Origin of the sequence: Bifidobacterium thermophilum (assembly GCF_002846655.1) — a bacterium.
GTDB classification, from domain to species: Bacteria; Actinomycetota; Actinomycetes; order Actinomycetales; family Bifidobacteriaceae; genus Bifidobacterium; species Bifidobacterium thermophilum.
This window is the reverse complement of the sequence record NZ_PCGX01000009.1, coordinates 35,217-49,126: the sequence shown is the minus strand read 5'-3', so window position 1 is coordinate 49,126 and position 13,910 is coordinate 35,217. Positions and strand designations below refer to the sequence as shown.

Here is a 13,910-nt window from a genome sequence, read left to right as displayed (position 1 = left end):
CCCGCCCCTATGCAAGGGTCGTCTGCACCGGCGTGTCCAGCCGTTGGTCGATGAGCGGCAGGTCGAGCGGGTCAGACTCCACGCCGACCGCCCGACGTCCCTCCGCCAGGGCCGCCTGCAGGGTCGTGCCCGACCCGGCGAACGGGTCCAACACCAGCCCGCCCTTGGGACAGGCCAGGGTCACGAGATGCCGCATCAGGGCGAGCGGCTTCACCGTCGGATGGGCGAGCCGGCGCCGCCCCGCCGGACGGGTCAACGCCAACGCGCCCGCATCCAGCACGGACGCCGGATACGCCTTCGCGTCCGGGACCAGCCCCAAGCGGTCACACACCCCAAGCCATCGGGGGTCTTCGGGGTCGCGGGGGGCGGCCAGAGGCGCGTCCACGACCGGCCGGTCCGCCCCGTGCGCATGCCCGCCATACCACCAGGAGCGACCGGGCAGCGGCACGTCCGACACCGCGTCCGAAACGGCGGGGAACGCGCCCGTACCCCACACGGCGAGCGTATGCCCGAACGTGTCGTCACGCGGCGCCCGGGCCACCAGGATCGGCTCCCAGGCGGGACGCAACCCCGAGGAGAACCCCTCCCACGCCCGGGCAGCGTCGGTCCGCGGCCGGTACCGGTCGCGGTAGCGGACCCGGCGCGCGTACGTGCCGCCGCCACTGTCCGCGCGCACCCGGCCCTCCTTCACATCCACGCCCGCCTCACGGTCCAAGGCGTGCGGCGCGGTCTCCGACGTGTCCATGCCGTCGTCGAACAGCCAGGCGATCTGGTCGACCGGCTCCCAGCCCGCATCCTCGACCGCGCACACCATCCGATGCCAGAGCCGCCGGGCGCCGAACGCCAGGAGAATCCCGCCCGGACGGGTCACTTTCAGCAGTCCCGCCCAGAACGCGGGGTCGAACGCGATGCCCTGCCGGTCCCACGCGCGGGCGCCGAACCCCAGCTCGTACGGCGGGTCGGTCACCACCGCGTGCATGCTTTCGGGCGGCAGACACCCGGGGATGCGCCGCGCATCCATGTTCCACACTTCGGCGGGGTCCATTCGATACGGTCTCATGCCCGGCCCATATGCGTCCGCATAGCCGTATGGCATGGAACAGCCACGAAAACCAGCGGGAAGCCCCGGCGCGACCGGCGGCCAGTACGATACCGTCAAAGGCGGCGGGACGGGCGACCTGCCCACCCTGTCCCATCGCAAGCAGGTCAAAGAAGAACGCGCACGCCGGTTCCGCGAGGAACCCGGATGGATCTACAAGGAGGAGAACCTGCGCGCCACCCGGGGCGAACACGCCGGCGAAGCCGTCTGCTCGCTGACCGAGGAGGTCAGCATCGCCGAACGGTACACGCCCCGCCTCGCCGCCAGCCTTGAAAAATACTTCGGCCCCGAACAGGCGCGGGACATCGCCGAAACCTACATGACCAACACGCTCATCGAACTGCGCACCAACGTGGCCGAGGACCCGGAACGCTGCTATTCCGCCGCGCTCGTCAACGCCGTCGCCTGCAAGCCCGTCCACGCCGGCCGCATCCTGTGCAAGCCGCCGTGGAACCTGTCCGAACACCGGATGCGCGCCGGCCTGAGATTCAAGAAACGCTACAAGCAGTGGTGCGCCGACCATCACGTCGACGTGGCGCCCAGCCGTATCCGCGACCGGCTGTGGGACGAGGAGATGGACGCGTACGTCGCCGACAAGCGGGCGCGCGGCGTATCCTTCGGGCGCGGCCTCAACTATTCGGACGGGCGGAGCGCATCCAGCCCGGACAGCCCCGTCACCTACATCGACGAGAGCGTCTACCCGCCGAAACGCACGCGCGTGGCGACCAACCCGGACGGGTCGAAACGCCGCGTGTTCAACGGGCGCAAGGACTTCGAGGTCATGGTCGACCGCGGGCTGGGCCACTCGGAGAAAAGCACGGACATGCCCGACGGCATCGCCGACACCGGCGGGGGCGCCGGGGACGCGGAGGCCGCCTTCAAACTCGCCCTCGACCGCGGGCTGGACGAGCGTCGCGTCATGGACGCGCTCCACATCGGTGAGGAGCAGGCCGACCGGTGGCGCACCGAATGGGCCATGCACTCCACGCCCGGCGTCCGGGACGCATGACAGGGTGAAAACCGGGACGCATGCCCCGGGTGTCCCCTGACAGGCAGGATTGATTGAAAGGAGGCCATCATGGGACTGTTTCTACTGGGATTCTTCCTTACGCTCGGCGTGGGTGGCCTGCTCATCCTCGCCTTCCGCGTCATCACCGCCGTCATCGGCACCGTCCTCGGCATCGGCCGCGGCTTCTACAATGCGGCGACCGGCCAGGAGGGCGCGGGACGCAAGCTGACGGTCGAGGAGCGGGTGCGCCGCGAAAACGCGCGCATCGAGGCCATGCGGTCCGGCCGGCGCTGAGGCCGGCCGTTCACACGGCCGTCGGGCCGGCCACCGTCCCCACACGCCGCAACCACACCAGGCCATGCCCCTTGCCGTCCAGCGTCCCGTTGGCGGACAGGGGCTCGTCGTCATACCACCAGACCAGCCCGTCCGGGCCGCCGTCCACATGCAGATTCGCGCCATACAGGCCCTCACCGTCCGGGTCAAGGCCGGCGGGGCGGAGCATCCCGGCGAACACGCGCTCCAGCGCGGCCGCCTGCAAGGCATTCATATTCGTTCTCATACCCCGCCTATATGCGTCCTTACAACAGGGAATTATTGATGTCGATCTCCACGGGGATCGCCGACCCGTCCAGGCCGATATAGTAGCCGATGGAGCCGCGCAGCAGCCGGCCCGACTTCGGGTCGCGGCACGGGTAGAGGCTCGCCCAGTTCGGCGCGTGCGTCTCCGGGTTCGTGAACGGGTCCTCCGCCAGGCGCGCCCGCATCCGGTCGTTGTCCGTCTGGTTGAACAGCTCCAGCGCCGCATCCACCTGCGAGCCGCGGCCCGACATCTCGTTCTTCGAGCCGAACCCGTGGAGGATGCCACGGCCGATGAAATCCTGGAGACCCGCGTTGTTGAACTCGTCGACCTTCTGGCTGGCGAGCAGGAACATGTAATGCTGGTCGCGGGCGATACGGCCCATGCGGTTGCACACCTGCACGCCGAACTGGTCGCCCAGCAGACTCCACGCCTCGTCGATGACCAGGTAGCCGTCACGGCCGGCGACCGCCGCCGCCGACCCCAGGGCCGCCATGCGCACCACCCAACGCTGGATGTCACTCGGCGCGGCATCCGTCTTGTCCGCGATGATGTTCGCCGTCCCCGCGCTAAGGAGCGTCAACCCCTGCCCGATGGCCAGGCGCCGGCCGCCATGCCGGGTCGCGTACACGAGCCGGAACAGCCGGTTGTTCTTCGCCAGGCGGGACAACTGGGGGAAGATCGCATCCACCAACGGGTCCACGTCGTTCGCGTCCGGCGCCCCGTCATGCCGGGCCCGCCACGCCCGGTACACGGCCTCGCCCGTGCAGTCCGCGCCATGCCGCCGCCCGTAGCCGATGATCGAATACAGGGCGAGTTGGCGGGCGCGGTCCTCGAACTGGCCGCCCGTCACCTGCCCCAGCATTTCGACCGCCGTGTCCATCGCGTCGGACGCCATGTCGTCCGGGAACACGCGCAACGGGTCGAGGATGCCCTCCGCGTCCGGCGAGTCGAGCATGATCTGCGTGCCGTGCATATGCTCCACGAACGGCCCGAAATCCGACGATTTCGGCTTCGGGTCCAGGAACACGCCCGGAATGCGGGGCGCCCGCTCCGGGTGGTCGGGGTCCTTCGCCAGTTCGGCGGGCGAGTGGAGGAGCGCCCACTGGGAGGCGATGTGGAGCGCGGTACGGGTGTTGTGGGTGGGGAGGAACCCGTCGATGAGGAACACGCCGTCCGGTGAGCCGACGGTCAGGCACCGGTGCGGCGTATCCTCCGCCCGTGTGATAGCCGTGACGTACACCCACCCGTCCGTCAGCCGGGTCGCTTCCGGCAGCTTGTTTGCTTTGCGGGGCAGGGTGAATACGGGGAGTGTGGTCGTGAACGATACGCGCCACCGTCCCCCGGTCTCAATACGCCCGTCAGCCGTCCGATACGCGGAGCGGGCGAGTTTCGGCTCATGGACGACAACGCCGAGACTCCTCAACAGGAACACCAGGGCATCCACGATACGTTTATGGTCGGCACTCTGGTCGAACGAGCAATGCCCGTTCTTGTCGATACTCCCATCCTGGTCCATCAACCCTTGAATCAAGGCCAATCGTTGGGCGGGGGAGGCGTACAGGTATTCACTGGGGACATGCTTATCGTGGAGCAGGTTCATGCGGTTCAACACTTCCCGGAGGCCTTTCATGTACGCCATATGCTTCTCGGGGCGCATGGTCGGCTCGAATCCGGCCGTCTGGAACCTGTGGGCGAGATACTCCAGGTCACCGTTGTTCCCGTCTGAGGACATGGTGGCACCCTGTTCCTCGCCGTCGGCAAGCCATGCGCCGAGACACCACGGGTCCAACGGCAAGCCGACGGTATCGCCACCGGCCGCTTGTCCCATGTGAATGGCCCAATTCGACTGCCCATCCCGGGTTTTCACGCCTCCGGCGAGCATTTCGTCAACGGTGACGACCTGTTCGCCGCCGTACGTACTGCCGGTGAACCGTTGCGCCAAGCGGACGCCAATAGCCTTTATCAGTAAGGCGGCGTCATACACGGGAACGTTTCTGACGTGCGTCGCGTGTTCGGGTGCCGGGACCTGGGGGAGTCCGGACGTTTTCACCAGCCGGTAGGCTTGCTTCTTCGCGGTCCCCTTATGGTGACACAATGCGACCGCGTCGGGAATACGCAACGGGGCGAGCGTATGCTCCGCATAACCCGTAAGGATGTTCGCATCCTCCCGCAATGAGGGGATACCGGTGAACCCTTCCGCCAACAAGTTGAGGAGCTTGTCCCCTTGATACCATGCTCCGGGTGCGGCGCCAGGCACGCGAGACGGTTCATGCCCGACCACGGGGATGTCGTTGAATCTGATGATGGCTCGCACCCAATCACCGCCGCCGACGGTTTGCTCTCTGACCGGCAGATAGTCATGGACGAGTCGCCACGCGCCGTCCGCGCTCAACGTCGCACCTTGCGGTAGGACGGCGAGCAGCTTGTCCAACGCTTGGATGGCCGTGTTGACTTGACGGTATCGTTCGGTCATGCGCTCCCGTGGCCGGTTGCGATTATTCCAATCCCAGGCGACCCACTGATGCTGCCCGGATGCGAGGATGTGCCGCCCGTCGGAAAGCGTGAGATCATACACGTCGTCCGAGGCGACCGGATGCAGGTGTTCGATGGGGTACGTGTGTCCGTCCCGCCCGTACACGAGGTCACCCTCCTTCAAGTCGCCGACCGTGACGGTCGCGCCATGCGGCCACCGGCCTTGCGGAGGGACGGGGAGCCGCGTGGACAAGGCGAGCGCCTTCCCGGACCCCGTTCTTCCTAGGATCAGGAAGCCCGGCGCGGTATGGAACGCGGCCGCCGCGAACGGGGACGAGTACACGGGGATCCGGTCCGCCTCGCTGAACCCGACCAGGGCGCCCGGGATATCCGACTTGTCGCCCCGGCCCATGTCCTCGCCGGCCACCGACCGGCCGGACAGGCCGGCGAACGCGAGAATCGGGGCCGGCCAGAACACGGGGGACGGGTTGTACTGGATGGTCGAGCCGATCATCATGTCCTGGAACACGGAGTCCTGCCGGTCCGGGTTCAGTTTCACATCCCCCGGGAAGCCCAGGGATTTCGCGTTGAGCACCCGATGCCCGACCGCCGCATGGACACGCCCCTCGATGAGCGTCGGCCACGCCCGCTCCCGGCTCTGGTACTCCTGGTCCGCCTGGGTCAGCTCCTGCGCGACCTTCAGGTTCGCCTTATGGCTGTCCTGCATCTGCTTCATCGTCTTCTCGATGACATCCTCCTTGTCCTTGTCGACCTGGGCGCGGGACACCTCGCCCGGTTCGACCAGGCCGTCGACGGACAGGGCGATGACCCCCGTGCCGCCGCCGCGCCGGGCGGCGAGCAGTTGGGCCGCCCAGGCGGCGGACGGGTCGGTCTCGGACGTGCCCATGAAACTGGTCGCGCCGAGCGTGACCATGGTCATGGTGTACGACCCGTCGATATGGTCGGCCCACTCGTCGCACGGGATGTGGAGGCGTTTGAACTCCTCGGCGGTCGCGCACGCCTCGTTCGAGGGGAATACGTGCATGTGCGCGGGTTCGGTCATGACGCGCATGACCTCCGGGCTCCGGTCGGTCACCCACCAGGCGAGCATCCGGTCGGCCTGATGGCGGCCGATGGGCGCGCAGCCCGCGTCGTCGAAGATCTGCTGGATGACCTCCCGGTCCGCGTCGAACACGGTGTCCGGCGTGGACGCGGGGTCGTTGTCGACGGCCATGGAGTCGATGAAGTCCGCGGCCTTCGCCCAGAAGCCGTGCCCGCCGCCCGCGGCGAACAGTTTCACGCCGACGGCGGTGAACCGGTCGTGTTCGCTGGCATGCGGGTTCTCCCGGGCGAGCCGCACCCGGTTGGCCGGGTCGAGCGTGGGGGAGGGGAGGAACGGTTCGGGGGTGGCGATGGCGAGGATTTTCATGCGCCGGTAGAAGTTCTTCGCGAACCGGCGGCCGCCGACGGTGACGGTGGGGACGAGCCCGGCGAGCCCGTCCATGATGGTGAGGATCGGCCGTGCGGCCTTGATGAGGTCGGCTTTGCCTCCCGCGTCCCTGACGGGCGGCTGGGCGGGGAGTTCCGCGAACAGCCAGCCGGACCCGTCGATGGCGCGGAACAGCCCGCCGCCCTTGTATCGTGCGAATGTGCCTGCAGTCTGTACGGTAACCATACGCCCCGGCTATGCCGGGTGCGGGTGATATGAATGGGGCCGGGGTATTCTCCGGCCCCATTTTTTTAGCCGACTGATTTGATGATTGACAGAGCCTCGTCCGTCTTCGCGTGCTCGGAGAAGAGAGAGAAGCGAGTGCCATCTGTTTCGGTTTTCAATGTGAGTCCGGACTGATCGAATGGCTTACTCACGTAGTCGCCGTAATCCTGAAGCCCGTCACGAAACCTCCTGATGACAGCCGAGAGACTTTCCGGGCTATTGTCCGCTCCTATCCACCGTCTTCCCAGTTCTTGAGCTGCTCCAAGCGTGGTACCTCCTCCCGCGAAGCAGTCCATCACGTAATCCCCACTCTCGGAACTGGCCTGCACGATCATACGCAGCATATCGATGTTCTTTTCGGTCGGATAACCGGTCGTCTTCATCTGCTGGTTGATGGAATCACGGTAGTTCAACCAGAGGTCTTGGATGGGGACACCTTTCTTTGCATCGCAGTACACTTTGCGACGCGGGTTGCCGTTGGGACTCCAGTAGATGTCGCCCGCCTCGTCCAATTGGGTCAGCTTTTCCGGGGTGTACTGCCAATGCTTGCCTTCAGGGGGCATCATCCCCTTCCACTTTCCACCGGTTGCACCATGACGCACCCCCGGAGCATGGATGGGAACCTTCTTGTACCTTCGTCCGTCTTCCGTAACATAAGGATATTCGCGGAGCATCTTGTCCTCGTCCCACGGGTCATATGGGCGGTTCCATACGTAATCGCCTGTCTTGGAGTAGAACATCACATAATCACAGACGTTGCCGAAGGTGTTCTTCGTGTAGTTCTTCGTGCTGCACTTTTTCCGCGTGATGAATGCTCGGCAGTTCGACGCGCCGAAGATTTCATCCATAATGAGCTTCATCGGGAACGCCATGTTCCCATCGAGGTGAAGATACATGGAGCCATTGTCGGCCAACAGCTCGCGGATGAGGATGATTCTTTCTCTTAGGAACTCGATGTAATCGGCACCGGCGAGGGAGTCGGAATAGGCGTATTTCTGGTTGCGTCCGACGAACGCCGATTTGGTGGCATACGGCGGGTCTATGTACACCAGCCGCACCTTACCTGACATGCCAGAGTCAATCAGATGGTGCAGGACGTTGATGTTGTCGCCATAGTAGAACGAATTGTCTTCTTTGCCTTCAATGATGCGGTCGAAGATGCACCCCGTCCCGGACAGGATACTGTCAACGTCTTGCTTCCCGTCGTATTCGATGCGATAGCTTTTCACTCGGCGCTTGCTTGCACTCTTATCGGTGATTCCCGTAGCCATTATGCATTCTCCATCCCGGATGTCAGCCAGTCCTCCGTCAGACGCTCGGGAACCATACGCAGAGTGAGTACTTTGATGCGCTTAGGGTCGCGTTCCTCAATCCTTGAATAATCCTCCCACATGGTGCCCAACAGCAGACCGGGGCCGTCGTTCACGAACAGAATCCTGACGGGCAGTCCTCGGGAATCCGCATATGCGAGCACTTCGTCCGCGCAATTCTTGTAGCCGCCGGTGCGGTCGTCCTCCTGCGCCCCTCCACGGTCGCCGTCATATCGTGCCAAACCAACGGCGTATATGCGACTCTTGTCCTTATTGGAGATGACGAAATCCAACGGTCTGCTGTCATTCGGGTAATCAGGCCATATGCTCTTCGCTTGGACATCCTGTCCGGCGCGCTTGGGTCCCCATATGACGAATTCGTTTTCCGTTGAGAATAATGACTGGAATAGATCGAAGAATCTTTCCGTCAGGTCGTACCCCTTCTTGCCTCTATCCTTGTATTCCCACAGCAGTGCGCACAACGCTTCGTCAGGCAATGGTCTGGAGTCGAATTTCGCTTGCACTACCGGTATTGCACGGAAGTCCCGACCGAAATCGCGGCAGATGCGCTCCGCCTGCGTTTTCTTCTTCAACAGCTCCACGGGAGTCTCCGGCGACACGTATCTTTTGAATACCCGGCACAACTGCACGCGCATCCACGAATTTCGCTCTGCGGCGATGTTCATGAACAACTCCGTCGAACTTGCTGAAATCTCCAGTATCCGCCGGAAGCTCTGCAATACAGGCTCGTACAACAGGCACGCCTGCTCAAGGATGTCCGGGTAAAATTCGCCAGAGGACAGCGTTATGTAGTTCCGCCTCTCTTCGCGCCCGTAATCACGGAACGACTTCTCTGCCATCATCACTCCTTCGCCTGCGTCCGCTGCGCCTCATCCTTGACCTCGAATGGCAGTCCTTTTTCTCTGATAACCGCCTTGAGGAAGATGTTGACCGCGCTGGTGAGGTTCAGCCCTAATGGCTCAAGAACTTTCAGCGCCTCGTCTTTCACCTCGGGGTCGAGGCGCATGGTGGTGGTCGGGGTGTTCGCCATGCTCGGTTCCTTTCACGCTTGCCGATTACAGTGTACATACAGTCTATGCCGTGACGCCCCAATAATCCATGTACGGCGGCATCACGTGCGCCCAATCGCGCACGGTGTTGTCGCATGGGGTGACGTTGACCTGACGGACGGCGATGCTCTCCCGGTCCTGCGTGTAGGTTCGCCTCCATAGGAACCATGCGAGGTATTCGTCCAGCCGTTTCGTGCTTACGCCACGGAACCCACTGAGAAACCCATGGAAGGGGGAGTGGAGCGTATTGGCCCGGTTGGTGGCGTGGTCGTCCGTCTCCCTTCGCTCCGTCCCCGCCGTGACCTGGCGAAGACGCGAAGCCTCGCCGGAGGATATCCGGCGAGGCTTCGTCATGTTGTCAGCCTGGCCTCAATATACGCCGCACCGTGCGACACGGACAGTGTATAGGTGTATTGGAATACAGTGAGACGGTTCAGGATTTCCGGGGTCGGATGAGCATGCGGGCGTAGGTCTTACGCCCGGCAACCGTACAGTCATTGACCAGACCGTTCGCCAGGTTGGTGGACAGGGGATGGAACAGGTCTACGGGCGTGCAATCCGGCGAATCGTTATGCGCGCGTACGTAGGCCTGCCATTGATCTTGCCTTCGGCGTTCTTGATCATCCCCGGAATAGACGTCGCACAAGGACGCGAAAGTACGGTTGTACTCTCTCTCTCTCTCTCTCGGTGGTGAATACCAGGTCGCGGCCGTCGTCGCCCTTGCGGAACGAGACGATCTCGAACTGGTCGGGGTCGTATTTGTCGAGGAACGAGATGGGCACGCCCATGACGCCTTCGTAGTCGCTTGGGATGGCGTCGGTGTACGGGACCTCGATGGCGTCGTAATTGTCGTATTTGGGGTAGTGGAGAGTGTCGGTGGTCTGCCCGTACTTGTCGATGAGGGTCTTCCTGAGTTTTCGGTTGTATCGCAGATTGCCGGCCATGGTGTCGAGCATGAGCGGCTCGTGACGACGGGTGTGGTCGAGATTCGTGAACCAGCACACCGACGAGGGGCGTCCATACATCTTGCCGTCGATGATTTTGTAGGCGGACCCTTCCTTCTTGTTCTCTAGGAGATACTGCTTGTAGTCGTCCGGGATAATGAAATACATGTCGTCATTCATTGACCGGTAGCCGATCCACATGGCGCCGTTTTTCAGGAGCGGGAACACCTCCTTATAGGTCACGGCATTCTTTCCACCCAAAATCGAGAACCGCTTCCCGCCGTCCATAACCCACGCCAGGAACTCCCGGAACAGGCTGAACGGCGGGTTGGTGACGATGATGTCCGCCTCGTCGCGCAGGCGTGTCACCTCCGTACTGCGGAAATCCCCGTCCCCCTCCAGGTAGCCTTGGAGGGTCACGTCCTCCGCGTCCCCGTCACTCATGGCGAACAGCTTGCCGTGGGTGGCATGCCGGGCCGGGTCGTACACGGGCGACTCCTCCTCGAACAGGGTCAGCTGCCGGCTCCCCGCGCTTTTCGCGTACGACGTGCAGACCAGCCGGCGCAACCCCAGGCGGCGGAAGTTGGCGGTGAAATAGCGAGTGAAATTGCTCCACTCCGGGTCGTCGCACGGGCACAGCACCGTCCTGCCCCGGAACACGTCCGGGTCGGCCGCGAGATAGGCGTTCATCTCGGCTTCGATATCCGGGTAGAGGGTGTAGAACTCGTCGTTCTTCGCGCGTTTCGCGGCCGTGAGATTCCGATTGCTCATACCGACCGCGTATGCGTCCTACCGGTTGCCTTTCGCCCGGTTGTGCGTGACGCACAGCATCTGGCAGTTCGACGGGTCGGTCGCCCCGCCGCGCGACCAGGCGGTCACATGGTCGGCGTCCATCTCTTTGAGCAGCCAGATGCGCGTCCGGTTCGGGCCGGAGCCCAGGGCGCACAGCGGGCAGTTCGACGCGCCCTCCTCCTTGGCGCGGGCCGTCTGGCGCGCATACACGGTCTGCCGGGTCCTGGCGTCGAACACGCGCACGTTGAGCAGCCGCGTATCCGTGCAGCCGCCCAGCACGTAAGGGACGATGCCATGCCGGTCCGTGACCTGCGGGTCCGCGGCCAGGCGCGCCACCTGCGTGTCCACCTCCTGCCGGGAGTACGGGCGGGTGTGGTAGCGGCGGTACAGGTCGCCCCAGTCCAGGCCGCGCACCAGCGCCGCGTCATTCGTGCCGACGGTCGCGCCCGCCCACGCGATGATCGTATTGAACCCGTTGATCAGCCCCTGCGCGTCCGGGTCGGACCGGTGCCGGGCCATATACCCGTCCGGGTCGCCGTCCGACACCCACTCCAGGGCGGCCTGGAGGACGACCTGCCGTTTGATGTCCCCGTTCACATACGTGCGCCACCGGTTCGACATCGCACTGCCCGGATTCGACAGGACGGCGCGCGCCGCCGACGTGAACGGCCCCGCATACGCCGCGTTCCTCAGCTCCTGCGCGTTCAACGGGAGGCCGACGATGTTGACCGTGCGGAACCACGCCTGGATCTCCTGCGGCGTGCCGTCGCACTCGTAAATGGTCAGCGGCGTGTCCAGCAGCCGCCGCTGCATGTCCGGGTCGAGCGACTCCATGTACCGGGGCCGGCCGTCCACGTCCACGGCGAACGGGCTGGACGAGGCCACGAACCTGGCGAACGAGGTGATGCGCTGCTGGCCGTCCAGCACCTCGAGCCGCCCGTCGGGCGTATCGACGAAATACATGAGCCCCAGCGGGTAGCCTTTGAGCAGCGAGTCGACGACCGCGACATCCCGCCGCCCGTCGCCGTACAGGTAGTTGCGCTGGTACTCCGGCTGGATGACCAGGCGGCCGTCCATGCCGAACAGGCCGCGCCCCTCATTCATGTCGAACGTGAACCCGGCGGCGATGTCGCCGACCGTCCAATCCGTATGCAACACGGTCTTCACCGTCCGTCTCCTCCCATCGCGTACCAGCAGACCAGCGACTCGACACAGCCGGCGAGCATCCCCAGGCCGAAGCCGGGCAGTTGTCCGGCCGGCAGGAGGAGCGCGACGAGCAGGACCATCGCCAGTCCGGTCAGGTACGGCAGCCAATGTTTCATATCCCGGCCTCCTATGCGGGTTTGCACGCCATGCATGCGTCCGCGACCGCGAGCGCCGCCCGCCCCAGCAGCGGCGCGGGGATGAGGTAACGCACGTCCGGGTCGGCGGCGACCAGGCGGGCGAGCCCGTCCCTGTCGCCGGCCGCGATGAGCCGGGCGACCCGGTCGCTGCGCGACCAGACGGCATGCCGGAGCGCGCAGCGACCGCCCACGGGATGGGCACCCCCCAGGCGGCCAACTCCCCGTCCCGCCGGGCGAGCCGACCCAACGCGACCCAGATATCCAGTTCCATCGACGACAACGGCCTGTATGTCTCGCTCATACCGTCGCCGTATGCGTCCGGCGGATCAGGAGCCGGGCGTACAGGCGGCGCCCGTTCACCGTGGGGGAGCGGGCGGGCCCCAACGGCTCGAACTGCCCCGGATTCCACTTCGGCCAAAAAGAGACGGGCACGGCCATGCGGCCCGCCCAGTCGGACGGGATGCCGGATACGCTGGGCACCTCCAGGATGTCCGTCCCGTCCAGCACCGGATATCCGTCCGCCGACCCGGTCTCCCGGATCAGCGCGTTTCGCAGCCGCGTGTTGTACCTGAGATTGCCGGCCATCGTATCCAATTGCAATGGGGGCGGCGGCAATGGGGCGCCCATGTCGGACAGCCAGACCACCGGGCGCGGCTGGTACGACACGTCCGGGGCCGTCTCGGGGGTCGGGGACATCATGATCGGCCGTCCGCCGTCCACGGCCAGCTCCCCGTCGCGCAGCATGTGGACGATATTCGCATGGCACACGTCGACCATGCCGGCGAGCACGATGACATGCCGGCCGGCCGCCCAGTCGAGGAACCCGTCGAGCATGCCGAACGGCGGGGCCGCGGCCACAAGATCCGCCGCATCCCGCAACGCGGACACCTCGGGGGATCGCCAGTCGCCGTCCCCGTCCAGGTCGCGGACGAACCGGACCGACCAGTCGGTGCGCCCCGACGCCTCGAACAGCCGGCCGGGTCGGTAGCCGACGGCCAGCACCCGATGCAATCCCAGGCGGCCGTGCGCGGCCGCGAAGAACCTGGTGAACCCGCTCCAATCGGGGTCGTTCGCCGGGCACAGGACGGTCGCCCCGTCCAGGCTTGGCGCGCCGGGCGCGCCCAGCCGCCGGTACACCTCCAGTTCGACCTCCCTGAACGGCGTGAACCAGTCGCTCACCGGGGGATGCCGAGCCCCACGGTGCGGCGCCGCGCCACCGACCAGTCGTCCAGCCCGGATTTACCGGACCTGCCGAACAGATCGGCCTCCAGGGCGGGTGTCCAGATATCCAACAGCCGGATGCCGTCACGGGCGTCCAGTTTCCACCACGGGGTCAGGCCGGGCGGGTAGACGCCCGGATTGTCCCGGACGCGGCGGGTCGCGCGGACAAGCGTCTCCTGGGCGGTCCGGTCCGCCCACACGGCCGGGTCGTCCGCATCCACGCCCATCGTTTGGGCGACGTCCCGGGCGACTTGGGTGAGCGCATTCTGGTTGTCGGACATGTCCGCCGGGTCGATGCTCCGGGTGCGGAACCGTCCGAACACGATGCACACGTCACCGGCGCACATGTCGAACAC

At 65.1% G+C, this 13,910-nt stretch carries 14 protein-coding genes; 2 read left to right on the top strand and 12 right to left on the bottom strand.

What is annotated here, in order from left to right; translation table 11 throughout:
* Nucleotides 1–7: 7 nt before the first annotated feature.
* The gene (locus CQR48_RS05210) at nt 8–1,045 is read right to left on the bottom strand and encodes a DNA methyltransferase (protein ID WP_244898949.1); all 1,038 of its coding nucleotides are present in this window, start codon (nt 1,043–1,045) and stop codon (nt 8–10) included.
* A 49-nt stretch (nt 1,046–1,094) separates the two neighbouring features.
* Here CQR48_RS05210 and CQR48_RS05205 point away from each other — a divergent pair, with 49 nt between their 5' ends.
* Nucleotides 1,095–2,108, top strand: coding sequence for a hypothetical protein (locus tag CQR48_RS05205; protein ID WP_101452267.1), 1,014 nt, complete (start codon nt 1,095–1,097; stop codon nt 2,106–2,108).
* A 69-nt stretch (nt 2,109–2,177) separates the two neighbouring features.
* On the top strand, nt 2,178–2,402 hold the full coding sequence (locus tag CQR48_RS05200) for a hypothetical protein (protein ID WP_101452266.1): 225 nt from the start codon (nt 2,178–2,180) through the stop codon (nt 2,400–2,402).
* Nucleotides 2,403–2,412: 10 nt separating this feature from the next.
* Here CQR48_RS05200 and CQR48_RS05195 read toward each other — a convergent pair whose 3' ends face one another.
* The 11 genes from CQR48_RS05195 to CQR48_RS05145 all read right to left on the bottom strand — a co-directional run bounded on the left by CQR48_RS05195 (nt 2,413) and on the right by CQR48_RS05145 (nt 13,910).
* Nucleotides 2,413–2,667 carry a hypothetical protein gene (locus CQR48_RS05195; protein ID WP_101452265.1) on the bottom strand — a complete coding sequence of 85 codons (255 nt, stop codon included), beginning with the start codon at nt 2,665–2,667 and terminating at the stop codon, nt 2,413–2,415.
* 19 nt (nt 2,668–2,686) lie between these two features.
* Nucleotides 2,687–6,835, bottom strand: a complete 4,149-nt coding sequence (locus tag CQR48_RS05190) for a hypothetical protein (RefSeq protein ID WP_101452264.1) — start codon at nt 6,833–6,835, stop codon at nt 2,687–2,689.
* A 65-nt stretch (nt 6,836–6,900) separates the two neighbouring features.
* Nucleotides 6,901–8,145, bottom strand: a complete 1,245-nt coding sequence (locus CQR48_RS05185; protein WP_101452263.1) for a site-specific DNA-methyltransferase — start codon at nt 8,143–8,145, stop codon at nt 6,901–6,903.
* Nucleotides 8,145–9,044, bottom strand: coding sequence for a hypothetical protein (locus CQR48_RS05180; protein WP_218971687.1), 900 nt, complete (start codon nt 9,042–9,044; stop codon nt 8,145–8,147). The genes CQR48_RS05185 and CQR48_RS05180 overlap by 1 nt, the downstream gene beginning before the upstream one ends.
* A 2-nt stretch (nt 9,045–9,046) precedes the next feature.
* Nucleotides 9,047–9,235 (bottom strand): type II toxin-antitoxin system RelB/DinJ family antitoxin, encoded by a 189-nt coding sequence (locus CQR48_RS05175; protein WP_101452261.1) that lies wholly within the window; start codon nt 9,233–9,235, stop codon nt 9,047–9,049.
* A gap of 43 nt (nt 9,236–9,278) precedes the next feature.
* Complete coding sequence (locus CQR48_RS05170) at nt 9,279–9,608, bottom strand: transposase (RefSeq protein WP_101452260.1); 330 nt, start codon at nt 9,606–9,608, stop codon at nt 9,279–9,281.
* A 266-nt stretch (nt 9,609–9,874) separates the two neighbouring features.
* On the bottom strand, nt 9,875–10,969 hold the full coding sequence (locus CQR48_RS05165; RefSeq protein WP_101452259.1) for an adenine-specific methyltransferase EcoRI family protein: 1,095 nt from the start codon (nt 10,967–10,969) through the stop codon (nt 9,875–9,877).
* 18 nt (nt 10,970–10,987) lie between these two features.
* Entirely contained in the window at nt 10,988–12,157 is a 1,170-nt protein-coding gene (locus tag CQR48_RS05160) for an HNH endonuclease family protein (protein ID WP_101452258.1), read from the bottom strand.
* On the bottom strand, nt 12,154–12,312 hold the full coding sequence (locus tag CQR48_RS09145) for a hypothetical protein (protein WP_180335121.1): 159 nt from the start codon (nt 12,310–12,312) through the stop codon (nt 12,154–12,156). Before CQR48_RS09145 ends, CQR48_RS05160 begins: the two co-directional genes overlap by 4 nt.
* 318 nt (nt 12,313–12,630) lie before the next feature.
* A complete protein-coding gene (locus tag CQR48_RS05150; RefSeq protein ID WP_143252497.1) occupies nt 12,631–13,512 on the bottom strand; it encodes an adenine-specific methyltransferase EcoRI family protein in 882 nt (293 codons plus the stop codon).
* Nucleotides 13,509–13,910, bottom strand: a complete 402-nt coding sequence (locus CQR48_RS05145; RefSeq protein ID WP_180335120.1) for a hypothetical protein — start codon at nt 13,908–13,910, stop codon at nt 13,509–13,511. Before CQR48_RS05145 ends, CQR48_RS05150 begins: the two co-directional genes overlap by 4 nt.

Coding starts and splice junctions, on each gene's coding strand:
- CQR48_RS05210 (WP_244898949.1), bottom strand. CDS start 1,045: ATGGACCCCGCCGAAGTGTGGAACATGGATGCGCGGCGCATCCCCGGG.
- CQR48_RS05205 (WP_101452267.1), top strand. CDS start 1,095: ATGGAACAGCCACGAAAACCAGCGGGAAGCCCCGGCGCGACCGGCGGC.
- CQR48_RS05200 (WP_101452266.1), top strand. CDS start 2,178: ATGGGACTGTTTCTACTGGGATTCTTCCTTACGCTCGGCGTGGGTGGC.
- CQR48_RS05195 (WP_101452265.1), bottom strand. CDS start 2,667: ATGAGAACGAATATGAATGCCTTGCAGGCGGCCGCGCTGGAGCGCGTG.
- CQR48_RS05190 (WP_101452264.1), bottom strand. CDS start 6,835: ATGGTTACCGTACAGACTGCAGGCACATTCGCACGATACAAGGGCGGC.
- CQR48_RS05185 (WP_101452263.1), bottom strand. CDS start 8,145: ATGGCTACGGGAATCACCGATAAGAGTGCAAGCAAGCGCCGAGTGAAA.
- CQR48_RS05180 (WP_218971687.1), bottom strand. CDS start 9,044: ATGGCAGAGAAGTCGTTCCGTGATTACGGGCGCGAAGAGAGGCGGAAC.
- CQR48_RS05175 (WP_101452261.1), bottom strand. CDS start 9,235: ATGGCGAACACCCCGACCACCACCATGCGCCTCGACCCCGAGGTGAAA.
- CQR48_RS05170 (WP_101452260.1), bottom strand. CDS start 9,608: ATGACGAAGCCTCGCCGGATATCCTCCGGCGAGGCTTCGCGTCTTCGC.
- CQR48_RS05165 (WP_101452259.1), bottom strand. CDS start 10,969: ATGAGCAATCGGAATCTCACGGCCGCGAAACGCGCGAAGAACGACGAG.
- CQR48_RS09145 (WP_180335121.1), bottom strand. CDS start 12,312: ATGAAACATTGGCTGCCGTACCTGACCGGACTGGCGATGGTCCTGCTC.